General features: G+C 57.5%; 20 protein-coding genes. 13 read left to right on the top strand and 7 right to left on the bottom strand.

The window, feature by feature from the left end:
- Nucleotides 1-120: 120 nt before the first annotated feature.
- Nucleotides 121-2,772 (top strand): phosphoenolpyruvate carboxylase, encoded by a 2,652-nt coding sequence (ppc, locus tag ACI2JR_RS23440; protein ID WP_462479581.1) that lies wholly within the window; start codon nt 121-123, stop codon nt 2,770-2,772.
- Between the two features lie 90 nt (nt 2,773-2,862).
- On the opposite strand, the gene zinT is transcribed toward ppc, so the two are convergent.
- Nucleotides 2,863-3,513, bottom strand: a complete 651-nt coding sequence (gene zinT / locus ACI2JR_RS23445) for a metal-binding protein ZinT (protein ID WP_132731824.1) — start codon at nt 3,511-3,513, stop codon at nt 2,863-2,865.
- Nucleotides 3,514-3,664: 151 nt separating this feature from the next.
- On the opposite strand from zinT, the gene ACI2JR_RS23450 reads away from it, so the two are divergent.
- From ACI2JR_RS23450 to ACI2JR_RS23460, 3 genes are all read left to right on the top strand, one after another.
- A complete protein-coding gene (locus tag ACI2JR_RS23450) occupies nt 3,665-4,537 on the top strand; it encodes a helix-turn-helix transcriptional regulator (protein ID WP_132731823.1) in 873 nt (290 codons plus the stop codon).
- Nucleotides 4,538-4,726: 189 nt separating this feature from the next.
- Nucleotides 4,727-5,389, top strand: coding sequence for a fructose-6-phosphate aldolase (gene fsa, locus ACI2JR_RS23455; RefSeq protein WP_132731822.1), 663 nt, complete (start codon nt 4,727-4,729; stop codon nt 5,387-5,389).
- Between the two features lie 53 nt (nt 5,390-5,442).
- Nucleotides 5,443-6,546, top strand: a complete 1,104-nt coding sequence (locus ACI2JR_RS23460) for a glycerol dehydrogenase (RefSeq protein ID WP_462479582.1) — start codon at nt 5,443-5,445, stop codon at nt 6,544-6,546.
- A gap of 31 nt (nt 6,547-6,577) precedes the next feature.
- Here the strand turns inward: ACI2JR_RS23460 and metF are convergent, their stop codons facing one another.
- Together metF and ACI2JR_RS23470 are read right to left on the bottom strand one after the other, a co-directional pair.
- The gene (gene metF, locus ACI2JR_RS23465) at nt 6,578-7,468 is read right to left on the bottom strand and encodes a methylenetetrahydrofolate reductase (RefSeq protein ID WP_132731820.1); all 891 of its coding nucleotides are present in this window, start codon (nt 7,466-7,468) and stop codon (nt 6,578-6,580) included.
- Nucleotides 7,469-7,634: 166 nt separating this feature from the next.
- A complete protein-coding gene (locus tag ACI2JR_RS23470) occupies nt 7,635-8,534 on the bottom strand; it encodes a LysR family transcriptional regulator (RefSeq protein ID WP_462479583.1) in 900 nt (299 codons plus the stop codon).
- Nucleotides 8,535-8,624: 90 nt separating this feature from the next.
- On the opposite strand from ACI2JR_RS23470, the gene ACI2JR_RS23475 reads away from it, so the two are divergent.
- Nucleotides 8,625-8,996, top strand: coding sequence for a carboxymuconolactone decarboxylase family protein (locus ACI2JR_RS23475; protein ID WP_132731818.1), 372 nt, complete (start codon nt 8,625-8,627; stop codon nt 8,994-8,996).
- 43 nt (nt 8,997-9,039) lie between these two features.
- Here ACI2JR_RS23475 and ACI2JR_RS23480 read toward each other — a convergent pair whose 3' ends face one another.
- Together ACI2JR_RS23480 and metB are read right to left on the bottom strand one after the other, a co-directional pair.
- Nucleotides 9,040-11,472, bottom strand: coding sequence for a bifunctional aspartate kinase/homoserine dehydrogenase II (locus tag ACI2JR_RS23480; RefSeq protein ID WP_132731817.1), 2,433 nt, complete (start codon nt 11,470-11,472; stop codon nt 9,040-9,042).
- Between the two features lie 2 nt (nt 11,473-11,474).
- Nucleotides 11,475-12,635 carry a cystathionine gamma-synthase gene (gene metB / locus ACI2JR_RS23485; RefSeq protein WP_132731816.1) on the bottom strand — a complete coding sequence of 387 codons (1,161 nt, stop codon included), beginning with the start codon at nt 12,633-12,635 and terminating at the stop codon, nt 11,475-11,477.
- 304 nt (nt 12,636-12,939) lie between these two features.
- Here metB and metJ point away from each other — a divergent pair, with 304 nt between their 5' ends.
- Entirely contained in the window at nt 12,940-13,257 is a 318-nt protein-coding gene (gene metJ, locus ACI2JR_RS23490; RefSeq protein WP_004869405.1) for a met regulon transcriptional regulator MetJ, read from the top strand.
- 128 nt (nt 13,258-13,385) lie between these two features.
- Here metJ and rpmE read toward each other — a convergent pair whose 3' ends face one another.
- On the bottom strand, nt 13,386-13,601 hold the full coding sequence (gene rpmE, locus ACI2JR_RS23495; protein WP_004869403.1) for a 50S ribosomal protein L31: 216 nt from the start codon (nt 13,599-13,601) through the stop codon (nt 13,386-13,388).
- Nucleotides 13,602-13,866: 265 nt separating this feature from the next.
- On the opposite strand from rpmE, the gene priA reads away from it, so the two are divergent.
- From priA to rraA, 7 genes are all read left to right on the top strand, one after another.
- Nucleotides 13,867-16,062 carry a primosomal protein N' gene (gene priA, locus ACI2JR_RS23500; protein WP_132731815.1) on the top strand — a complete coding sequence of 732 codons (2,196 nt, stop codon included), beginning with the start codon at nt 13,867-13,869 and terminating at the stop codon, nt 16,060-16,062.
- A gap of 151 nt (nt 16,063-16,213) precedes the next feature.
- Nucleotides 16,214-17,242: a DNA-binding transcriptional regulator CytR gene (gene cytR, locus ACI2JR_RS23505; RefSeq protein ID WP_132731814.1), complete on the top strand. Its 1,029-nt coding sequence runs from the start codon at nt 16,214-16,216 to the stop codon at nt 17,240-17,242.
- 91 nt (nt 17,243-17,333) lie between these two features.
- On the top strand, nt 17,334-18,329 hold the full coding sequence (gene ftsN / locus ACI2JR_RS23510; protein ID WP_462479584.1) for a cell division protein FtsN: 996 nt from the start codon (nt 17,334-17,336) through the stop codon (nt 18,327-18,329).
- Nucleotides 18,330-18,420: 91 nt separating this feature from the next.
- Nucleotides 18,421-18,951 carry an ATP-dependent protease subunit HslV gene (gene hslV, locus ACI2JR_RS23515; RefSeq protein WP_095105382.1) on the top strand — a complete coding sequence of 177 codons (531 nt, stop codon included), beginning with the start codon at nt 18,421-18,423 and terminating at the stop codon, nt 18,949-18,951.
- 9 nt (nt 18,952-18,960) lie between these two features.
- Nucleotides 18,961-20,295, top strand: coding sequence for an HslU--HslV peptidase ATPase subunit (gene hslU / locus ACI2JR_RS23520; RefSeq protein ID WP_132731812.1), 1,335 nt, complete (start codon nt 18,961-18,963; stop codon nt 20,293-20,295).
- A 66-nt stretch (nt 20,296-20,361) separates the two neighbouring features.
- Nucleotides 20,362-21,288 (top strand): 1,4-dihydroxy-2-naphthoate polyprenyltransferase, encoded by a 927-nt coding sequence (gene menA / locus ACI2JR_RS23525; protein ID WP_132731811.1) that lies wholly within the window; start codon nt 20,362-20,364, stop codon nt 21,286-21,288.
- Nucleotides 21,289-21,380: 92 nt separating this feature from the next.
- On the top strand, nt 21,381-21,866 hold the full coding sequence (gene rraA, locus ACI2JR_RS23530) for a ribonuclease E activity regulator RraA (protein ID WP_004869382.1): 486 nt from the start codon (nt 21,381-21,383) through the stop codon (nt 21,864-21,866).
- Between the two features lie 60 nt (nt 21,867-21,926).
- On the opposite strand, the gene pfkA is transcribed toward rraA, so the two are convergent.
- The coding region (pfkA, locus tag ACI2JR_RS23535; protein ID WP_462479585.1) for a 6-phosphofructokinase at nt 21,927-22,832 on the bottom strand (906 nt) is incomplete at its 5' end.

Genomic DNA, 22,832 nt, shown 5'->3' on the forward strand with positions numbered 1-22,832 from the left:
CGCAACAATTGACGTGGGGGTTTTTACGTGGCTTTATAAAAGACGGCTGCTTATCCGCTGCTCACCGCTGCAGAGTACCGGATATAACAAAATAAAATAAGATGGGGTGTCTGGGGTAACATGAACGAACAATATTCCGCTTTGCGTAGTAATGTCAGTATGCTCGGTAAGGTGCTAGGCGATACCATCAAGGATGCACTGGGAGAGAACATTCTTGATCGTGTCGAAACTATCCGTAAATTGTCCAAGTCTTCTCGCGCCGGCAATGAAGCCAATCGCCAGGAACTGCTCACCACGCTGCAAAATTTGTCCAACGACGAGCTGCTGCCGGTCGCACGCGCTTTCAGCCAGTTTCTGAACCTGGCGAATACGGCGGAGCAATACCATAGCATTTCGCCAAACGGCGAAGCGGCCAGCAATCCGGAAGTGATTGCCCGCACCCTGCGAAAACTCAAAGACCAACCCCATCTCAACGAAGACACCATTAAAAAAGCGGTGGAGTCCCTGTCTCTGGAGCTGGTATTAACCGCTCACCCCACCGAGATCACCCGCCGTACGCTGATCCACAAAATGGTGGAAGTGAACAACTGCCTGAAGCAGCTTGATAACAAAGATATCGCGGATTACGAACATCATCAGCTGATGCGCCGTCTGCGCCAGCTGATCGCCCAGTCATGGCATACGGACGAAATCCGTAAGTACCGCCCAACCCCGGTTGATGAAGCAAAATGGGGTTTTGCCGTTGTTGAAAACAGCCTGTGGGAAGGGGTGCCAAACTACCTGCGCGAGATGAATGAGCAGCTGGAAGAGAACCTCAACTATCAGCTGCCGGTTGACTTCGTACCGGTACGCTTCACCTCCTGGATGGGCGGTGACCGTGACGGTAACCCAAATGTGACCGCCGATATCACCCGTCAGGTGCTGCTGCTTAGCCGCTGGAAAGCAACCGACCTGTTCCTGAAAGATATTCAGCTGCTGATTTCTGAACTGTCGATGGTCGAATGTACCGACGAACTGCGCGAACTGGCCGGCGCGGAAGGCGCGCAGGAACCGTATCGCTACCTGATGAAAAAGCTGCGTACCCAGCTGATGGAAACGCAGGTCTGGCTGGAAGCGCGCCTGAAAGGGCAGAAACTACCGAAACCTGCAGGCCTGATAACCCAGAACGAGCAACTGTGGGAACCGCTTTACGCCTGCTATAAGTCGCTGCAGTCCTGCGGCATGGGCATTATCGCCAACGGTGAACTGCTCGATACCCTGCGCCGCGTGAAATCTTTCGGCGTACCGCTGGTACGTATCGACATTCGTCAGGAAAGCACCCGTCATACCGAAGCGCTGGGCGAGATGACCCGTTATCTCGGTATCGGCGATTACGAAAGCTGGTCGGAAGCCGACAAGCAGGCATTCCTGATCCGCGAACTGAACTCCAAACGTCCGCTGCTGCCACGCCAGTGGGAGCCGAGCAACGAAACCCGTGAAGTACTCGACACCTGCAAAGTGATCGCCGAAGCGCCGCACGGATCTATCGCCGCGTACGTGATCTCAATGGCGAAAACCCCGTCCGACGTGCTGGCGGTTCACCTGTTGCTGAAAGAGGCCGGTATTGGCTTCGCGCTGCCGGTCGCCCCGCTGTTTGAAACCCTGGACGATCTGAATAACGCCAATGACGTTATGACCCAGCTGCTGAATATCGACTGGTATCGTGGGTTTATTCAGGGCAAACAGATGGTCATGATTGGCTATTCCGACTCGGCGAAAGATGCCGGCGTGATGGCCGCCTCCTGGGCGCAGTATCAGGCACAGGACGCGCTGATCAAGACCTGCGAAAAAGCCGGTATTGAACTGACCCTGTTCCACGGTCGTGGGGGTTCCATCGGTCGCGGCGGCGCGCCGGCACACGCCGCGCTGCTTTCTCAGCCGCCGGGAAGCCTGAAAGGCGGCCTGCGCGTCACGGAACAAGGCGAGATGATCCGCTTTAAGTACGGTCTGCCAGAAGTCACTATCAGCAGTCTGTCGCTGTATACCAGCGCCGTGCTGGAGGCCAACCTGCTGCCGCCGCCGGAACCCAAACCGGAGTGGCGTCATATCATGGCCGAGCTCTCCGACATTTCCTGTGAAATGTACCGCGGCTACGTGCGTGTAAATAAAGATTTCGTTCCTTATTTCCGTTCGGCAACGCCGGAGCAGGAACTGGGTAAACTGCCGCTCGGCTCACGCCCGGCAAAACGCCGTGCAACCGGTGGCGTAGAATCCCTGCGCGCGATTCCCTGGATCTTCGCCTGGACTCAGAACCGCCTGATGCTGCCGGCCTGGCTGGGCGCGGGCACCGCGTTGCAGAAGGTGGTGGAAGATGGCAAGCAGAGCGAGCTGGAGACCATGTGCCGCGACTGGCCGTTCTTCTCTACCCGCCTCGGCATGCTGGAGATGGTGTTCTCGAAAGCCGACCTGTGGCTGGCGGAATACTACGATCAGCGTCTGGTGAAACCCGAACTGTGGGGCCTGGGCGAGGAGCTGCGCGAGCTGCTGTCCTCCGGGATTAATGTGGTCCTGGATATCGCGAACGATTCCCACCTGATGGCCGACCTGCCGTGGATTGCGGAGTCCATTCAGCTGCGTAACATCTATACCGACCCGCTGAACGTCCTGCAGGCGGAACTGCTGCACCGTTCGCGTCTGGCGGAAGAGGAAGGTAAAGAGCCCGATCCGCGCGTCGAACAGGCGCTGATGGTCACCATCGCGGGCGTTGCCGCCGGCATGCGTAACACCGGTTAATTTATCGGCTTTATAAACCCGGATAGCGGCGCTCACGCCGTATCCGGGCCCCGTATCCCCGGTCGGCATCGCGCTGACCGGGGATTTTTATTAATGATGCAGCATCTCGTCGACAATCTGCTCTTTATGCAGAGCATAAGGATAATAGGTCGGCCAGTTATCCATCTCTTTCAGTAACGCCTCCTGCGAGTCATTCCCCATAAAAATGTGGAAGTGCTGCGATTTCCGCGGGCCGATAATATGGTCGCTGAACTGCACGAACTTCGGCGCTTTCGAGTCCGCCTGCTGGCATTCGAACAGATAGCGCACGCCCTTCTTGCCGGAAGCATAGGTCAGGATCTTATAGCCGGAATAGGCGTACTGGCAGGCATTGACGGTTTTGCCAACGTGGAACTCCATCACGTTATCTTCAATACCAATCTGGTCTACATCGGTGGCATAGCCTTTCTTATAGTACTCCCGATATTCAGCCACGCTCTTACCGCCCGCTTTTTTCGCTTTTTGCTCCAGTACCGGATCCAGATCGCCATTGAGCAGATACGGATTCACCGACTGCCAGATCCCGTCCCAGTCGCTTAGCGCCCGGTCCCTGACGTCTTTATCGGCAAAAACGCCTTCGCTCGCCTTAATCTCCGCCTCCGTTAGCGCGGGTCCATGGCTATGGTGGCCGTGAGCAAAGGTCTGGGTAGCGGCCAACAGCATGCCGATACCCAGCGCAAGGGCAGAACTCTTTCTGGTCATCACTCTCTCCTGAGTTAACTTTTGCAATGAAATGTTACGATATAACATATCATACACATCGTGCAATACCGTTGACCCGCGCTTGCCGTGGCTTTTGCCCTTTCCGCACTCTCCGGTATGATAAAAACGTGGCGCCTTCTCCGGAGCAAGAATGGATACCGATCTCAATCAACTCATCGACACGTTAATCAAAGGCCCGGCGGCTCTCCGCAAGATATTTTTTGCCACGGAAAACCGCCCGCTTGCCGATAATGTGTCGCAGGTTGACTTTCCGCGCCTCGAAATCGTGCTGGAAGGGCAGCTGAGCGATGCTGGCGTCAAGGCCGATCCGCCGATGCTTACCCAATATGACGTGCTGTTTGTCGCCGCGGGCCGCTGGAATTTTCCCCGCTGGCACACCCCCTGCGCCACCCTGAGCATCGTATTTGGCAAGCAGCAGTTAGAGTTCACGGTCAAACGCTGGAACGGCAAGACGCTGAACGTTGAGGAAAAGCTGCAGATTCCCCGCCGCGGCCCGCGGGTGGGATCCTTTCTGCTGCAGGCGCTCAATGAGATGCAGATGCAGCCCCGGGAACAGCATACCGCCCGCTGGATCGTCATCAGCCTGCTGAGCCACTGTACCGATCTGCTCGGCAGCCAGGTGCAAACCGCTTCCCGCAGCCAGGCGCTCTTCGAGGCTATCCGTAAATATATCGACAGCCATTTCGCCGAGCCGTTAAGCCGGGAATCGGTGGCCCAGGAATTTTATCTCTCGCCCAACTATCTCTCCCACCTGTTCCAGAAATGCGGCCCCATGGGATTTAACGAGTACCTGAATCACATCCGCCTCGAACAGGCGCGGATGCTGTTAAAGGGCCATGATATGAAGGTCAAGGATGTCGCGCATGCCTGCGGCTTCGCCGACAGTAACTATTTCTGCCGTCTGTTTCGTAAAAATACCGAGCGCTCGCCATCGGAATATCGCCGCCAGTATCACAGCCAGTTAACGGAAAAACAGCGCCAGGCAGAAACTAGATTTTTGTAAGTACGCAATGGTAGTGCCGCAGCCCTCCCTCGGTAATCGCCAGGAGTAGCGGGAAAACGTGATCTAAATCATCCTTAGCCGCAATGCGTACATTTATCCAGTTTTTGGCAAATTTGTCATCTGGCGAGCCGCCGGCGACAGGCCGTATCCTTACCTCAACATCACTGAATTGAGAATCGAGGAAAGGCTATGGAACTCTATCTGGACACCGCGAACGTAGCAGAAGTTGAACGCCTGGCACGCATCTATCCGCTGGCCGGGGTCACCACCAACCCGAGCATTATCGCCGCCGGTAAAACGCCGATCTGGGAGGTTCTGCCGCGCCTGCAAAAAGCCGTCGGGCCAGAGGGCACCCTGTTTGCCCAGACCATGAGCCGCGATGCCGACGGGATGGTTGCTGAAGCCAAACGCCTGAGCAATGCCGTTCCGGGCATTGTGGTGAAAATTCCGGTGACTGCCGAGGGTCTTGCCGCCATCAAACTGCTGAAGAAAGAGGGCATCCCGACGCTGGGTACCGCGGTCTACAGCGCGTCCCAGGGTCTGCTGGCCGCGCTGGCGGGCGCCAGATATGTCGCCCCTTACGTCAACCGCGTCGATGCCCAGGGGGGTGATGGCATTCGCATGGTGCAGGAGCTGCAATCCCTGCTGGAGCAGCACGCGCCGGAAAGCAAAGTGCTGGCCGCCAGCTTTAAAACTCCGCGCCAGGCGCTGGATTGCCTGCTGACCGGTTGTGAGGCGATTACCCTTCCCTTAGACGTAGCGCAACAAATGCTCGGCACTCCCGCGGTAGAGTCAGCCATAGAGAAGTTTGAGCAGGACTGGAATAAGGCTTTTGGCAATCTGAACCTGTAACCCGATCGGCGTGCCGCCAGAGGGCGGCATCACGACCATCAGGAGGAATACAAATGGATCGCATTATTCAATCCCCGGGCAGATACATTCAGGGTGCGAACGTCATCACCCGCCTTGGCGACTATCTCAAACCGCTGGCCGAACGCTGGCTGATTGTGGGCGACAAATTCGTGCTCGGCTTCGCCGAAGAGAAGCTGCGCAAAAGCCTGACCGATGCCGGTCTGGTAGCAGAAATCGCTCCCTTTGGCGGTGAGTGTTCGCATAATGAAATCAATCGTCTGCGTGAAATCGCCAGCGCCGCTCGCTGTAATGCGGTGCTGGGTATCGGCGGCGGGAAAACGCTGGATACCGCGAAAGCATTAGCTCACTTTATGCATCTTCCGGTGGTCATTGCCCCGACCATTGCCTCAACGGACGCCCCCTGCAGCGCCCTCTCGGTTATCTATACCGACGAGGGGGAGTTTGACCACTACCTGATGCTGCCGCGCAACCCCAACATGGTGATTGTCGATACGCAGATTGTCGCCGGTGCGCCGCCACGCCTGCTGGCTGCCGGTATCGGTGATGCGCTGGCCACCTGGTTTGAGGCCCGCGCCTGTTCACGCAGCGGCGCCACGACGATGGCGGGCGGCAAATGCACCCAGGCGGCGCTGGCGTTGGCTGAACTGTGCTACAACACGCTGCTCGAAGAAGGTGAAAAAGCGATGCTGGCGGCGGAGCAGCATGTCGTCACGCCGGCGCTGGAGAAAGTTATTGAAGCCAATACCTATCTGAGTGGCGTCGGCTTTGAAAGCGGCGGCCTGGCGGCGGCCCACGCGATTCATAACGGCCTGACCGCGATTGCGGATGCGCATCACTACTATCACGGTGAAAAGGTCGCCTTCGGGACGCTGACGCAGCTGGTGCTGGAAAATGCCCCGGTGGAAGAGATCGAAACCGTCGCCGCGCTGTGCCACAGCGTCGGCCTGCCGATCGCCCTGGCGCAGCTGGATATAAATGAGGATATTCCGGGCAAGATGCGTACCGTGGCGGAAGCCGCCTGCACAGAGGGAGAAACTATCCATAATATGCCGGGCGGCGCCACGGCGGATCAGGTCTACGCCGCGCTACTGGTCGCCGATCGGTACGGTCAACGTTTTCTGCATGAGTGGGAATAAAACACCATGGCCCTCATTGAGGGCCATTTTTTTACACCGCCGGGCGTACGCCCAGGGTGTGGCAAATTGCATAGCTCATCTCAGCGCGGTTCAGGGTATAGAAGTGGAAATCCTTCACCCCTTCGCGGCTTAGGATCTTCACCATGTCCATGGCGATGTTCGCGCCGACCAGTTGACGAGTTTCCGCATCGTTATCCAGACCTTCAAACATTTTCGACATCCAGGTGGGAATACGCACGTTGGTCATGTCGGCAAATTTTTTCGCCTGCTTGAAGTTAGACACCGGCAGAATGCCCGGGATAATTTCGACATCGATACCGGCGGAGACGCAGCGATCGCGGAAACGCAGATAGCTTTCAACATCAAAGAAGAACTGGGTAATCGCGCGGTTAGCGCCCGCATCGACTTTGCGCTTCAGGTTCAGCAGATCCGCCTGCGCGCTTTTGGCTTCCGGATGCACCTCGGGATAAGCCGCAACGGAAATATCAAAATCCCCGACCTCTTTCAGCAGCGTCACCAGATCGGCCGCATACATGTCAGGTTTACCGCTACCCGGCGGCAGGTCGCCGCGCAGAGCGACGATATGGCGAATGCCGTTGTTCCAGTAATCCTGAGCGATCGTACGCAGCTCATCGCGGCTGGCGTCGATACAGGTCAGATGCGGGGCCGCTTCCAGACCGGTACGTTCTTTAATGCCTTTGATGATGCTATGGGTGCGGTCACGCTCGCCGGAGTTGGCGCCATAGGTCACCGAGACAAACCTGGGCTTCAGGCTGCTTAAACGATCGATGGACTTCCACAGGGTTTGCTCCATTTCACTGGTGCGCGGCGGGAAGAATTCAAAGGACACGTTAATCTGGCCCTGCACTTCTGCCAGGCTTTGATTCAGGGCTTCCCGCTGATTGGCGTGAAAAAAGCTCATACCTTACCTCATCAATCGCATTTATTGTTTGTTGTGCTGCGAACTTCTATACGTTTAGACGTCCAGATGTAAAAATGACGGAAAAGAGAGCACGCGTCAATAGAAAAATCAGCGTAAAGAGTGAGGAATCTTCAGCGAAGATGAGATTAATTCATATCATCCGGCGCTAAGGTAATGATTCTTCAATGAACGGAAGCAACCACGCGCGCAAAGCCTCATCGCCTGGACGAGTCAATAATCCCAGCGGCAGGCGCAGCCGGCTATCCGCCAGCGGCTGAAACACCACCCCCTGGCGCTGAATTGCGGCAAAGGACGCCGGAAGCAGGATCATCCCTTCCCCACGCGCAATGCGCGCCAGCAGCACATCATGCTCGGCAGGCTCCTCGACATACGCGGGCGTATAACCAATACGCGCGAAAATACGCCGGGTCGCGTCAAAAAAGGCCGGGTTGCGTTCCCGGTTAAACCAAAACAGCGGACGATGATTGAGCGCGTTTAAGCTCAGGCTCGCCAGAGCGGACTCCGGCCATGACGCTGGCAGCGCGACAATCAGCGCTTCCTGATAGGACAAGGGGGAAAGCGTTAAGCCTTCGGCATCCAGCGGCAGCGCGACCAGCGCGGCGTCCAGCTTACCTTTACGTACCTGTTGAGCCAGCGTGGGCGAAGCCTGGCGAAAGATATGTCGCGCGCTGACATGGCCACCCAGAGCCGCTTCCACAGGCGCAAAGACCCCCTGTTCAAAGGCGGTGGTCAACCCCAGCCGCAACGGCTGCTGTCGGTTATCGGCAAGCTGACTGAGGGCGCCCAGCGTCTGCTCCTGCAACGCCAGCAGCGGACGGACGATCTCCAGCACCCGCTGGCCATCCCCGGTAAGAATCAACCCCCGGGTATGGCGGATAAACAACCGGACTCCCAGCTGCGCTTCCAGATGGCGGATATGGCGGCTCAGCGGCGGCTGGGAGATGAATAACCGCTGCGCAGCCCGACTGATATTGTTCTCTTCCGCTACCACCGCAAAATAGCGCAGCAGACGGATATCAAGAGCATGGAGGTGTAAATTTGTCATACCGGAAAGGTATCACGAAAAGGGTATTACTCAAGTCCGCTAAACATCCCTAACCTTGCTCACAACACACGAAAATAAAGAGGAAAGGTCATGACATCAGAACGTTATACCACCGGTCTGGAAATGCTGCGGCGCGTTGACGGTAAAGGCGGCGATGCCGTCGTCAGGAGCCTGCAGGCTATCGCCCCCGACTTTGCCCGCTACCTGATTGAGTTCCCGTTTGGCGATATCTACGCCAGACCGGGGCTGGATTTACGCAGCCGTGAAATCGCCACCATTGCCGCCTTAACGGCGCTGGGCAACGCCGCGCCACAGCTAAAAGTACATATCGCCGCGGGATTACACGTGGGTCTGACGCAGGAGGAGATTATCGAAACGATCATGCAGATGGCGGTATATGCCGGGTTCCCGGCAGCCTTGAATGGTCTGTTCGCCGCAAAAGAGGTGTTGGCGGCGCGCTAACGCCATGAGACCAGGCGCAGCCTGGTCTCATGAAAAGTCAGGATTACAGCAGCTGCGCCAGGCGGTTAATATCCGACTGAATCGCGCCCGCGGTGACATCGCGACCGGCACCCGGGCCACGGATCACCAGCGGGTTATCGCGGTACCAGCGGCTCTCGATGGCGAAGACGTTATCACACGGCAGCAGCGCCGCCAGCGGGTGCTCCTCACGTACGGCTTCAACGCCGACGCGCGCCTTCCCGTTGGCATCAAAACGCGCCACGTAGCGCAGAACCAGCCCCAGCTCACGGGCGGCTTCCAGACGCTGCAGCATCTGCTCGTTCAGCTCCTCGCCATTCTCAAAGAAGTGATCGACGGACCCCTCTTCGCAATGCGCGGGCACCAGAGATTCGACCCGTACCTGATCCGGTTCGATGTCATAACCGGCTTCACGGGCGAGAATAACCAGCTTACGCATCACGTCTTTCCCCGCCAGGTCAACGCGCGGGTCCGGCTCCGTCAGACCCTGCTGCCAGGCCTGATCGACCAGATCGGTAAACGGCACGCTACCGTCAAACTGCAGGAACAGCCAGGAGAGCGTACCGGAGAAAATACCGCTCAGCGCGAGGATGGTATCGCCGCTATCAATCAGATCGCGCACCGTGTGGTTGACCGGCAGGCCGGCGCCGACGGTGGCGTTGTACAGCCAGTGGCGGCCCGTTTTCTCAAACGCGTCGTGAATCTGGCGATATTTGTCGCTGCTGCTGGCGCCGGCCAGCTTGTTGGCGCTGATCACGTGGAAACCATGGCTGGCGAAATCGAGGTACTGATCGGCCAGCTGCTCGCTGGCGGTGACGTCCAGCACCACTAAATCATCATACGGATGGGCGCGCATCCACAGGAACAGCGACTCTTCATCCTGTTCTACGGCTTCATCATTAAAGAACGCCAGCGCGCGGCTGGCGTCCAAACCTTGGTAGTTGAGCAGACTGCGGCGGCTATCGACCACCCCGGCGAGCACGAACTCAAAGCCGGTGCGGGCAGAGAGCGTGGTCTGCTCGCGGGCGAACAGCTCCAGCCAGCGCGAACCGATATTGCCTTTACCGAACAGCACCAGGCCAATGCGTTTCTCCGCGCGGAACAGAGTCTGATGCAGACCCTGAATCAGGCTTTCCGTCGGACCCGCGCGCAGCACCGCCACCAGGCTAATTCCCTCTTCCGACTGCCAGGTAAACTCAACCGGCTGTCCCTTCAGCTGCTGCCAGAAACGGTGGCAATGCAGCGGGTTACGGCTAACGCCTGCGCCCACCATCGCCACCAGCGCCAGCTTCTGACGCAGACGCAGTTCACCCGGCAGACCGGCTTCATCCAACAGGCGCAGCGCGCTGTCGGCCACCTCCGAGGTGTAGCAGAACTGCAGCAGCTTACGGTCGGCATGCACGCCCACCGCCAGCGGACGCAGTTGGGCGCGTTTAAAGATAAGATCCAGCTCCTTGTGCGCCAGCTTGAAATCCTGACCGGCAGGCACCTGGAACTCAATCAGGCATACGTCATCGTGGCTGGTGACGATGCGCGCGCCGGTACCGGAAGCCAGGACGCGTTCAATGCGCGTAGAACCTTGATCGGGCGTATAGCTACAGCGTAATTGCAAATCGATATCGCTGCCGGAGACCGGCTGAAGCGTGCGGGCGTGCAGCACCGGCGCCGCCAGACGCGCCAGCTCGCTGGCTTCATCGAGACGCAGCAGCGGCAACAGGCAGGCGTCTTTCACCTTGCGCGGGTCAGCGCTGTAGACTCCGGCAACGTCACTCCAGATGGTCACGCGGGAGGCGCCCGCCAGAGCGCCGATCTGGGTGGCGGAATAGTCGGAACCGTTACGCCCCAGCAGGACGGTTTCACCGGCGTTGTTACGCGCGATAAATCCGGTTACCACCAGGCGTTTATTGGGATGTTGCGCCATCAGCTGCTGCAGCAGCGGGTAGGATAAACCTTCATCCACCTGCGGCTGAGCGGAGCGCTCGGCGCGCAGGAAACTGCGCGCATCAAGCCAGGCCGCTTCCAGACCCAGCTGGTTGAGGACCGCCGCCATCAGGCGCGCGGACCACACTTCGCCGTGGCCGACGACTTCAGCGTATACCGCATCGGTCACGCCGCTATCCAGCAGGCCGGCAAGACGTTCAAGATCGTGAATAAAGGTCGCGATCAGCGTATCAGCGGCCTCCGCTGACAGCAGGCTGGTAATCAGATCGATGTGATAACGGCGCAGCGTCTGCTGCACCTGATGCGCAGAGAGGCGATCGGTCTGGCTGAGCTTCAGCCAGCTAATCAGCTGGTTGGTGGTGCTGCCCGCGGCGGAGACAACCATCATGTCGCCGGCCTGCGAGTATTCCGTCATGATCCCCGCGACGCGCAGGTAACATTTCGCATCCGCTAAACTACTCCCACCAAATTTGTGCAGCTGACGACCCTTCGCCCCTGCCTGCGCAATCACACTCATGTTTATCCCTCGTTTGCTGCCCGGAAGCCATTTTCCAGGTCGGCAATTAAATCTTCACCATCTTCAATACCGGTCGAAATACGCAGGAGCGTTTCTGAAATCCCCGCTGCCGCACGTGCTTCAGGCGCCATGCCTGCGTGGGTCATCGTCGCGGCGTGCGAAATCAGACTTTCTACGCCCCCCAGCGATTCAGCCAGCGTAAATAGCGATAATCCGCTCAGAAAACGGCGCAATGTCTGCTCATCGCCCTCCAGCTCAAAGCTTAACATCGCGCCAAAACCTTTTTGCTGACGCGCAGCAATCTCGTGCCCCTGATTCTCCGCCAGAGACGGATGATACAGTTTTTTCACCAGCGGCTGGGTTTTCAGATAGTCGACAATCGCCAGCGCGTTGCGCTGCGCCACTTCCATACGCGGAGAGAGCGTACGTAAACCGCGCAGCAGCAGATAGCTATCGAACGCGCCGCCGGTGACACCGATGTTATTCGCCCACCATGCCAGTTCGGTGACAGTCTCCGGATCTTTGGCAATCACCACCCCAGCCACCACATCGGAGTGACCGTTGAGGTATTTGGTGCACGAATGCAGAACCAGATCGGCGCCCAGCGCCAGCGGGTTTTGCAACGCCGGGCTCAGGAAGGTGTTATCCACCACGCTCACCGCCCCCGCTTCACGAGCCAGCGCGCAGATTTTCGCAATATCCACCACCCGCAGCAACGGATTACTTGGACTTTCGACTAATACCAGCTTCGGTTTTTCCGCCAGCGCCGCGTTCAGCGCCTGCTCATCGTTCTGATCGACAAACAGTACGCGGTAGCAGCCGCGCTTCGCCAGGCTATCAAACAGGCGATAGCTGCCGCCGTAGCAATCGTGCGGGGCCACCAGCAGATCGCCCGGTTTCAGGAACACGGTCGTCACCAGCAGGATTGCCGACATGCCGGTATTGGTCAGCACGGCGCCCGCTCCACCTTCCAGCTCCGCCAGCGCGCGCTGCACCACATCACGGGTTGGGTTACCGCGACGGGAATAGTCGTGGGCACGGGGTTCGTTAAAGCCGGTGAAGTTATAGGTACTGGAAAGGTGAATCGGCGGGACAACGCAGCCGTACTGTTCGTCGTCATTTAAACCGCTACGCACTGCGATGGTGGCCTGTTTACGCGTCATTTGGGCAGTTCCTGGGCTGAATCGGTGAAAAGTCAGGCACCAGAGTAATCATTGTCACAATAGACGTCAATACATCTGGACATCTAAACTTCTTTGCGTATAGATTGAGCAAACAGCGAATAGCCGTTAAAATTATATGCATTAGCGCACATCGGCAGGGGCTTATCGGGTGTCAGAACGCCCCCTCTACGGTAAACTATGCGCAATTATGGTCCGGGTTCTCTACCCGTCATACAGGCAGCTTGCAGTATGACGGACAGATATTCAGGCCCTTAACTAATGACTAGAGGATTAAAGGTATCTCATGGCTGAATGGAGCGGCGAATATATCAGCCCATACGCTGAGCACGGTAAGAAGAGTGAGCAAGTAAAAAAAATTACGGTATCCATTCCTCTGAAGGTGTTGAAGATCCTCACCGATGAACGCACGCGTCGGCAGGTCAACAACCTGCGTCACGCCACCAATAGCGAACTGCTGTGTGAAGCGTTCCTGCATGCATTTACCGGTCAACCGTTACCGAACGATGAAGACCTGCGTAAAGAGCGCAGCGATGAGATTCCGGAAGCGGCGAAACAGATTATGCGCGAGATGGGTATCGACCCGGATACGTGGGAATACTAAGTCAATAAATAAAAAGGGCAGAAGCTTCCTTCTGCCCTTTTTTGTCTCTGTTCGGCCCTGGCTGCCGGGCAGCGTATGACGCCAGAAACAAAAAAAGCCGCCCTGAGGCGGCTTTTTCTTCCAGCAACTTACTTGCTGGTACCCGGTACGCTGAAGCGCTTGTTGAAGCGGTCAACGCGGCCACCGGTCGCAACATCACGCTGCTTGCCAGTGTAGAACGGGTGGCATTTACCGCACACGTCGAGGTTCAGGTCGTGACCTACGGTAGAACGGATTTTCATGACATTACCGCAAGAGCAAGAAGCAGTAATTTCTTCGTATTTCGGGTGAATATCTTTTTTCATGGGAGAACCTCAGTTAAGGCCGCGTCGCTCTTCCAGCCCTAACGCCAGACACCACGCGATGTTAATAATTTCCCGTCACCTTCCACGCTGCCGGCACAATGACCACCGTGCGGAACTCTCGGGTAATAAGTATAGGTTTGATGTCGCACGAAGCACACCAAAGGCGGCGAATCATACAGAATTTAACCAGCATATGCAAACTGATCCGCGTGCCCTTATCACAATGTGTATACTAACCGGCCAGATTTCAAGTCAGGAAGATGACATGCCCGTTGCCCACGTTGCCCTGCCCGTTCCGCTGCCCCGCACCTTTGACTATGTGCTACCTGAAGGTATGTCCGTCAAAGCCGGCTGTCGCGTGCGGGTGCCGTTCGGCAAACAGGAGCGCATTGGGATTGTCACCGCTATCAGCGAGCGCAGCGAGCTGCCGCTGGATGAGCTAAAACCGGTGGTCGAAACGCTCGATGCCGAGCCGGTATTTTCTTCTGCCGTCTGGCGCCTGCTGCTGTGGGCGGCCGACTACTACCACCACCCTATCGGCGATGTGCTGTTCCACGCGCTACCGATCATGCTGCGCCAGGGTAAACCGGCCAGCGCGGCGCCGCAGTGGTACTGGTTCGCAACCGAACAGGGCCAGGCCGTCGACCTCAATAGCCTCAAACGCTCGCCTAAACAGCAGCAGGCGTTGGCCGCCCTACGCCAGGGGAAAATCTGGCGCCATCAGGTTGCGGAGCTGGAATTTAACGATGCGGCGCTGCAGGCGCTGCGCGGTAAAGGGCTTTGCGAGCTGGCAAGCGAAGCTCCGACCCTCACCGACTGGCGAACCCACTTTGCCATCCCCGGCGAACGGCTGCGCCTTAACACCGAACAGGCCACCGCCGTTGGGGCGATCCACAGCGCGTCCGACCGGTTTTCCACCTGGTTACTGGCAGGTATTACCGGTTCCGGAAAGACTGAGGTTTATCTCAGCGTGCTGGAAAACGTGCTGGCGCAAGGCCGCCAGGCGCTGGTGATGGTGCCGGAAATCGGCCTGACGCCACAAACTATCGCCCGTTTCCGCCAGCGGTTTAACGCCCCGGTTGAGGTCCTGCACTCCGGTCTTAACGATAGCGAGCGTCTCTCCGCCTGGCTGAAAGCCAAAAACGGCGAGGCGGCGATCGTCATCGGCACCCGCTCATCGCTGTTTACTCCGTTTAAAGATCTCGGGGTCATCGTGATCGATGAAGAGCACGACAGCTCCTATAAGCAGCAGGAAGGCTGGCGCTACCATGCCCGCGACCTGGCGGTCTGGCGCGCTCACAGCGAGCAAATTCCGATTATTCTGGGCTCGGCAACTCCGGCGCTGGAGACCTTATACAACGTTCGTCAGGGAAAATATCGCCAGCTGAAGTTAACGAAACGCGCGGGTAACGCCCGTCCGGCCCAGCAGCACGTGCTGGATTTAAAGGGGCAGCAGCTACAGGCGGGTCTCTCTCCGGCGCTGATTGCCCGCATGCGCCAGCACTTGCAGGCCGATAATCAGGTGATTCTGTTTTTGAACCGTCGCGGCTTCGCCCCGGCGCTGCTGTGCCATGACTGCGGCTGGATCGCCGAATGCCCGCGCTGCGACAGCTACTACACCCTGCATCAGGCGCAGCATCATCTGCGGTGCCACCACTGCGACAGCCAGCGCCCGATTCCGCGTCAGTGCCCCTCCTGCGGCTCGACGCATCTGGTGCCGGTCGGGCTGGGGACCGAGCAGCTGGAGCAGGCGCTGGCGCCGCTGTTCCCCGGCGTGCCGATCTCACGCGTCGACCGGGATACCACCAGCCGTAAAGGCGCACTCGAACAGCACCTCAGCGATATCCATCGCGGCGGGGCGCGCATTCTGATCGGCACGCAGATGCTGGCAAAAGGCCACCACTTCCCGGACGTCACCCTGGTTTCGCTACTGGATGTCGACGGCGCGCTGTTTTCCGCCGATTTCCGTTCGGCAGAGCGCTTCGCCCAGCTCTATACCCAGGTCTCTGGCCGCGCCGGCCGCGCCGGTAAGCAGGGCGAAGTGATTCTGCAAACCCATCACCCGGAACATCCGCTGCTGCAAACCCTGCTGTACAAAGGCTACGACGCCTTTGCCGAACAGGCGCTGGCGGAACGACAGACCATGCAGCTACCGCCGTGGACCAGCCATGTCCTGATTCGCGCCGAAGATCATACCAACCAGCAGGCGCCGCTGTTCTTACAGCAATTGCGTAATTTATTGCAGGCCAGCCCGCTGGCCGATGACAAACTGTGGGTTCTTGGCCCGGTTCCGGCGCTGGCCCCCAAACGCGGCGGCCGCTGGCGCTGGCAGATCCTGCTGCAACATCCGTCACGCGTTCGCTTACAGCATATCGTCAGCGGTACGCTGGCGCTGATTAATACGCTGCCGGAAGCGCGCAAGGTAAAATGGGTTCTCGACGTCGATCCTATTGAAGGTTAAGCCTTCTCTTGCGAGACGGATCGAAAAAATTCAACAACCATCACGTTTTTTATGAAAATTCTGTAACTCTCTACATCGACTATCTGCTAAAAATGTTGCTGATGTCAGATCGCAAGGGATGTGTCTGCGCCAGTCAGCGAGGAGAAAACAGGTGAAGCCCAAAAAACAGGTGGTTGCCGCCACGATGAAAGACGTTGCCCTGAAGGCAAACGTTTCAACGGCAACCGTGTCCCGAGCGTTAATGAATCCCGATAAGGTTTCGCAGACCACCCGTAACCGCGTGGAACAGGCGGCGCTTGAAGTCGGTTATTTACCGCAGTCGCTCGGGCGCAATATGAAACGCAACGAGTCGCGTACGATTCTGGTCATCGTGCCGGATATTTGCGATCCCTTTTTCAGCGAGATTATCCGGGGTATCGAAATCACCGCTGCGGAACAGGGGTATCTGGTACTGATCGGCGACTGCGCCCATCAGAACCGGCAGGAAAAAACCTTTATCGACCTGATAATTACCAAGCAGATCGACGGGATGCTGCTGTTAGGCTCCCGTCTGCCGTTCGACGCCGGTGTGGAAGAGCAGCGCAATCTCCCGCCGATGGTGATGGCGAATGAATTTGCGCCTGAGCTTGAGCTACCGACGGTGCATATCGATAACCTCACCGCCGCGTTCAATGCCGTGAACTATCTGCACGAACTCGGGCACCAGCGCATTGGCTGTATCGCCGGTCCGGAAGAGATGCCGCTCTGCCATTACCGCCTCCAGGGTTACGTGCAGGCGCTGCGCCGCAGCGGGATAACCATTGACCCCCACTATATTGCGCGCGGTAATTTTACCTACGAGGCCGGGGCCAACGCCCTGGAACAGCTTCTGGCGCTCCCGGTGCCGCCGACCGCGGTATTCTGCCACAGCGATATTATGGCGCTGGGTGCCCTGTCGTTGGCAAAACGCCGCGGCCTGAAAGTGCCTGACGACCTGTCTATTGTGGGTTTCGATAATATCTCTTTGTCTGAATTTTGCGATCCGCCATTGACGACCGTTGCACAACCGCGCTTTGATATTGGCCGCGAAGCGATGCTGCTATTACTGGACCAGCTCCACGGTCATAATGTGAACAGCGGTTCACGATTGCTGGACTGCGAACTGATCGTACGCGGTAGTACACGCAAAATCAGAACATAACCATCAGGCTTTCGGGCCTGCTCTTCTGGTCAAAGGCCCGCCGCTTAAGTAACATGGCGGACTGACGAACGAATAAAACAGCGAAACGATAGTGGCACAACGAGATTATGTACGCCGCAGCCAACCGGCTTCTTCGCGGCGCAAAAAGGGCAATACCCGCAGCTCAAGGAATAAACAAAGCAGCCTTCCGGCGGTTTCACCTACTATGGTTGCGATCGCGGCGGCAGTGCTGGTGGCCTTTATCGGTGGACTGTACTTCATCACGCACCATAAAAAAGAAGAAGCGGAAGCGCTGCAAAACCGTCAGGTGGCGGGTAACGGCCTGCCGCCAAAACCCGAAGAGCGCTGGCGCTATATCAAAGAGCTGGAAAGTCGCCAGCCTGGCGTCCGTGCGCCTACCGAACCCACGGCCGGCGGGGAAGTCATGAAGCCGGAACAGCTGACCAACGAACAGCGTCAGCTGCTGGCACAGATGCAGGCGGATATGCGCCAGCAGCCGACTCAGCTAACCGAAGTGCCGTGGAACGAACAAACGCCGGCTCAGCGCCAGCAGACGCTGCAGCGTCAGCGCCTCGCGGCGCAGCAGGTACAACAGCAGCAACAGGCCCAGCAGCAGTGGGCGCAAACTCAGCAGCAGGCAGCGCCTGTCCAGCAGCCGCGCGCACAGCAGCGGGTTGCCGAGCAGCCGGTATCGCAGCCTAAGCCGGTACAACAGCCGAAACAAACCGCCTCGACGACGCAGCCGTATCAGGATCTGCTGCAGACGCCTGCGCATACTACCACGCAGCCGAAAACCCAGGCGGCCGCACCGGTCGCTCGCGTTGAAGAGGCGCCGAAAGCGCCTGTCGAGAAGAAAGACGATCGCAGCTGGATGATTCAATGCGGCTCCTTTAAAGGCGCCGAGCAGGCGGAAACCGTCCGCGCTCAGCTGGCATTTGAAGGATTTTCCTCACGCATCACCACTAACAATGGCTGGAATCGCGTGGTGATTGGGCCGCTGAAAGGCAAGGATAGCGCCAACGATATGATCACCCGTCTGAAAATGGCCGGACACGCAAACTGCATTCGTCTCGCCGCCAGGGGTTGAAACCCTAAAAATCCCCCCCATCTATAATTGCATTCTGCCCCGCGTCAGCCGCGGGGCCCCTATTCCGCTTTTGTAACCAAGGGGTCTGCTCGTGACAACAATAGTTAGTGTTCGCCGTAACGGCCATGTGGTTATTGCCGGTGATGGCCAGGCCACGCTGGGCAACACCGTCATGAAAGGTAACGTGAAAAAAGTCCGTCGTCTCTATAACGACAAAGTGATCGCTGGCTTCGCTGGCGGTACTGCCGACGCCTTCACGCTGTTCGAACTGTTTGAACGTAAACTGGAAATGCATCAGGGTCACCTGGTCAAAGCCGCCGTGGAGCTGGCGAAAGACTGGCGTACCGACCGCATGCTGCGCAAGCTGGAAGCCCTGCTGGCCGTCGCCGACGAAAATGCGTCGCTGATCATTACCGGTAACGGTGATGTGGTACAGCCTGAAAACGACCTGATTGCTATCGGCTCCGGTGGTCCCTACGCCCAGGCCGCTGCTCGCGCTCTGCTGGAAAATACCGATATGGGCGCTCGCGACATCGCAGAGAAAGCGTTGAATATTGCAGGCGATATCTGCATCTATACCAACCATTTCCACACCATCGAAGAATTAGCTTCTAAAGCGTAAGGATCTCCTATGTCTGAAATGACCCCACGCGAAATTGTCAGCGAACTGGACAAACATATTATCGGTCAGGACGCGGCGAAGCGTTCTGTCGCCATCGCGCTGCGTAACCGCTGGCGCCGTATGCAGCTGAATGAAGAGCTGCGCCATGAAGTCACGCCGAAAAACATTCTGATGATCGGCCCGACCGGCGTCGGTAAAACCGAAATCGCTCGCCGTCTGGCGAAGCTGGCCAACGCGCCGTTCATCAAAGTTGAAGCAACCAAATTCACCGAAGTGGGCTATGTGGGCAAGGAAGTGGATTCTATTATCCGCGATCTGACCGATGCGGCGATCAAAATGGTCCGCATGCAGTCCATCGATAAAAACCGCTACCGCGCGGAAGAGCTGGCGGAGGAGCGCATTCTGGATGTGCTGATCCCACCGGCAAAAAATAACTGGGGCCAGGCGGAGCAGACTCAGGAACCGTCCGCTGCGCGTCAGGCATTCCGTAAGAAACTACGCGAAGGTCAGCTCGACGATAAAGAGATCGAGATCGATCTCGCCGCTGCGCCGATGGGCGTTGAAATCATGTCCCCGCCGGGCATGGAAGAGATGACCAGCCAGCTGCAGTCGATGTTCCAGAATCTGGGCGGGCAGAAGCAAAAACCGCGTAAGCTGAAAATCAAAGATGCGATGAAGCTGCTGATCGAAGAAGAAGCGGCGAAGCTGGTCAACCCGGAAGAACTCAAGCAGGACGCCATCGATGCCGTTGAACAGCACGGTATTGTGTTTATCGACGAAATCGACAAAATCTGTAAGCGCGGCGGCAACAGCTCCGGCCCGGATGTATCCCGCGAAGGCGTTCAGCGCGACCTGCTGCCGCTGGTAGAGGGCTGCACCGTGTCGACCAAGCACGGGATGGTGAAAACCGACCACATCCTGTTTATCGCCTCCGGCGCGTTCCAGGTAGCGAGTCCGTCCGATCTGATCCCGGAACTGCAGGGCCGTCTGCCTATTCGCGTCGAGCTGAAAGCGCTGACGACGGAAGATTTCGAGCGCATCCTGACCGAGCCGAACGCCTCTATCACCGTCCAGTACAAAGCCCTGATGGCTACCGAAGGCGTCAACATCGAGTTTACGCAAGAGGGCATCAAGCGTATTGCTCAGGCGGCATGGCAGGTGAACGAAACCACCGAAAACATCGGCGCGCGTCGTCTGCACACCGTGCTGGAGCGTCTGATTGAAGACATCTCCTACGATGCCAGCGAAATGAATGGCCAAAGCATCACCATTGATGCTGAGTATGTCGGTAAACATCTGGATGTACTGGTGGCAGATGAAGATCTGAGCCGTTTTATCCTATAATCCGGTTCAATGTATTTTCATCACAATCGATGGGGCTATATAGCCCCATTTTTTTGGCCAGGAATTATGACTGAACAACCGATAAACCGAACCCAAGCCTGGCTGGAAAGCCTGCGGCCAAAAACGTTACCGCTGGCCTTCTCCGCCATTGTTGTCGGCACGGCGCTGGCGTGGCAGCAGGGGTACTTCGATCCCTGGGTAGCCCTGCTGGCGCTGGTTACCGCCGGCCTGCTGCAAATCTTATCCAATCTGGCCAATGATTACGGTGATGCGGTTAAGGGCAGCGATAAGCCCGATCGTCTCGGCCCGCTGCGCGGGATGCAAAAAGGGGCGATCACCCCGGCGCAGATGAAGCGCGCGCTGATCGTCACCGTGGTGCTGATTTGTCTTTCCGGGCTGGCGCTGCTGTTCTGCGCCTGGCAGACGATGGCCGATTTTATTGGCTTTATGGTGCTGGGGAGCTTATCGATAATCGCCGCCATTACCTATACCGTCGGCACCCGCCCCTATGGTTATATCGGCCTTGGCGATATCTCCGTGCTGGTGTTCTTCGGCTGGCTGAGCGTCGTCGGAAGCTGGTACCTGCAGGCCCACAGCATTGCCGCGACGATTTTCCTGCCCGCCACCGCCTGCGGTCTGTTAGCCGCAGCGGTGCTGAATATCAATAATCTGCGCGATATCGATAGCGACAGGGAGAACGGTAAAAATACCCTCGCCGTGCGTCTGGGGCCGCTTAACGCCCGCCGCTACCACAGCTGCCTGCTCATCGGCGCTCCGCTGTGTCTGGCGCTGTTTAATCTGATTTCTCTACATAACCCATGGGGTTGGCTGTTCCTGCTCGCCATGCCGCTGCTGGTGAAGCAGGCGCGATTTGTGCTGCGTGAACGCGCTCCCGTGGCGATGCGTCCAATGCTGGAACGTACGGTAAAAGCGGCGCTCCTGACCAACCTGCTGTTTGTCATTGGGATTATTTGCAGCAAGCTGGTGGGTTAACTGACAAATATCAATTAACAATTGATGATTTTGCCAACAATGCGATTCGCGAGATATACTAAAAACTCTCGCAGCAACTGAACGTTAAGCCTATGAAATACGATACTTCCGAGCTTTGTGACATCTACCAGGAAGATGTCAACGTAGTGGAACCTCTGTTCTCCAATTTTGGCGGACGGTCGTCGTTTGGTGGACAAATCATCACGGTGAAATGTTTCGAGGATAACGGGTTGCTATACGATATGCTCGAACAGAACGGCCGTGGTCACATCTTGCTGATCGACGGCGGGGGTTCCGTCCGACGTGCGTTGATTGACGCCGACCTGGCGCGTCTGGCCGTACAAAATGAGTGGGAAGGGATAGTGGTTTACGGCGCGGTTCGTCAGGTTGACGATCTCGAAGATCTGGATATCGGCATCCAGGCGCTGGCCGCCATCCCGGTGGGCGCCGCGGGCGAAGGCATCGGCGAAAGCGACGTACGCGTCAATTTCGGCGGCGTGACCTTCTTCTCCGGCGACCATCTGTATGCCGATAATACCGGGATTATCCTCTCCGAGGACGCGCTGGATATCGAATGACCCGCCCATGAAAAAAGGCCTTCTCTCTGAGAAGGCCTTTTTGTTGCCGTTGCGGCAGAATTAATACAGTTTCTTCGCGCAGTCCAGCCAGTCATTCTTGAATGGACGCTTCATGTTCTCGATAGCGTCGATGATGTCATGGTGCACCAGCTTCTCGTTCTGAATACCGACACAGCGGCCGCCAAAGCCCTGCTGCAGCAGTTCAATCGCGTAGGAACCCATGCGGGACGCCAGGATACGGTCATAAGGAACCGGAGAACCTCCGCGCTGAATGTGGCCCAGAACGGTCGCGCGGGTTTCGCGGCCGGTCTCTTTCTCAATGTAGTGCGCCAGCTCGTCCACATCGCACATGTGTTCGGTAATCGCCACGATGGCGTGTTTCTTACCTTTGGCGATGCCCGCTTTGATTTCGGCGACCAGATCGTCACGCGAGTATTCCACTTCCGGCACCATGATGAACTCACAACCGCCGGCAATCGCCGCGGCCAGGGTCAGGTCGCCGCAGTAACGGCCCATCACTTCCACCACAGAAATACGCTGGTGGGAAGAGGAGGTATCGCGCAGGCGGTCAATGGCCTCAACAACGGTGCTCAGAGCGGTGAAGAAACCGATGGTGTAGTCGGTGCCCTTAATGTCGTTATCGATGGTGCCGGGCAGGCCGATGCACGGGAAGCCCATTTCGGTCAGACGCATCGCCCCCATGTAGGAACCATCGCCGCCGATAACAACCAGCGCATCCAGGCCGCGCTTTTTCATGTTCTCAAGCGCCACGGCGCGAATGTGCTCTTCGCGGAATTCCGGGAAGCGCGCTGAGCCCAGGAAGGTGCCGCCACGGTTGATCATATCGGAAACGCTATAGCGGTCGAGCTGAACCATGCGATCTTCATACAGGCCGAGGTAACCGTCATAGATTCCAAAAACTTCCAGACCTTCCGTTAATGCTGCGCGCACAACGCCACGAATTGC

It is taken from the genome of Klebsiella sp. NPDC088457, assembly GCF_044900465.1.
Lineage (GTDB): Bacteria > Pseudomonadota > Gammaproteobacteria > Enterobacterales > Enterobacteriaceae > Klebsiella.

What these genes read in the sequence shown, in the direction of transcription:
- ppc (WP_462479581.1), top strand. Translation starts at nt 121, where the DNA reads ATGAACGAACAATATTCCGCTTTGCGTAGTAATGTCAGTATGCTCGGT.
- zinT (WP_132731824.1), bottom strand. Translation starts at nt 3,513, where the DNA reads ATGACCAGAAAGAGTTCTGCCCTTGCGCTGGGTATCGGCATGCTGTTG.
- ACI2JR_RS23450 (WP_132731823.1), top strand. Translation starts at nt 3,665, where the DNA reads ATGGATACCGATCTCAATCAACTCATCGACACGTTAATCAAAGGCCCG.
- fsa (WP_132731822.1), top strand. Translation starts at nt 4,727, where the DNA reads ATGGAACTCTATCTGGACACCGCGAACGTAGCAGAAGTTGAACGCCTG.
- ACI2JR_RS23460 (WP_462479582.1), top strand. Translation starts at nt 5,443, where the DNA reads ATGGATCGCATTATTCAATCCCCGGGCAGATACATTCAGGGTGCGAAC.
- metF (WP_132731820.1), bottom strand. Translation starts at nt 7,468, where the DNA reads ATGAGCTTTTTTCACGCCAATCAGCGGGAAGCCCTGAATCAAAGCCTG.
- ACI2JR_RS23470 (WP_462479583.1), bottom strand. Translation starts at nt 8,534, where the DNA reads ATGACAAATTTACACCTCCATGCTCTTGATATCCGTCTGCTGCGCTAT.
- ACI2JR_RS23475 (WP_132731818.1), top strand. Translation starts at nt 8,625, where the DNA reads ATGACATCAGAACGTTATACCACCGGTCTGGAAATGCTGCGGCGCGTT.
- ACI2JR_RS23480 (WP_132731817.1), bottom strand. Translation starts at nt 11,472, where the DNA reads ATGAGTGTGATTGCGCAGGCAGGGGCGAAGGGTCGTCAGCTGCACAAA.
- metB (WP_132731816.1), bottom strand. Translation starts at nt 12,635, where the DNA reads ATGACGCGTAAACAGGCCACCATCGCAGTGCGTAGCGGTTTAAATGAC.
- metJ (WP_004869405.1), top strand. Translation starts at nt 12,940, where the DNA reads ATGGCTGAATGGAGCGGCGAATATATCAGCCCATACGCTGAGCACGGT.
- rpmE (WP_004869403.1), bottom strand. Translation starts at nt 13,601, where the DNA reads ATGAAAAAAGATATTCACCCGAAATACGAAGAAATTACTGCTTCTTGC.
- priA (WP_132731815.1), top strand. Translation starts at nt 13,867, where the DNA reads ATGCCCGTTGCCCACGTTGCCCTGCCCGTTCCGCTGCCCCGCACCTTT.
- hslU (WP_132731812.1), top strand. Translation starts at nt 18,961, where the DNA reads ATGTCTGAAATGACCCCACGCGAAATTGTCAGCGAACTGGACAAACAT.
- menA (WP_132731811.1), top strand. Translation starts at nt 20,362, where the DNA reads ATGACTGAACAACCGATAAACCGAACCCAAGCCTGGCTGGAAAGCCTG.
- rraA (WP_004869382.1), top strand. Translation starts at nt 21,381, where the DNA reads ATGAAATACGATACTTCCGAGCTTTGTGACATCTACCAGGAAGATGTC.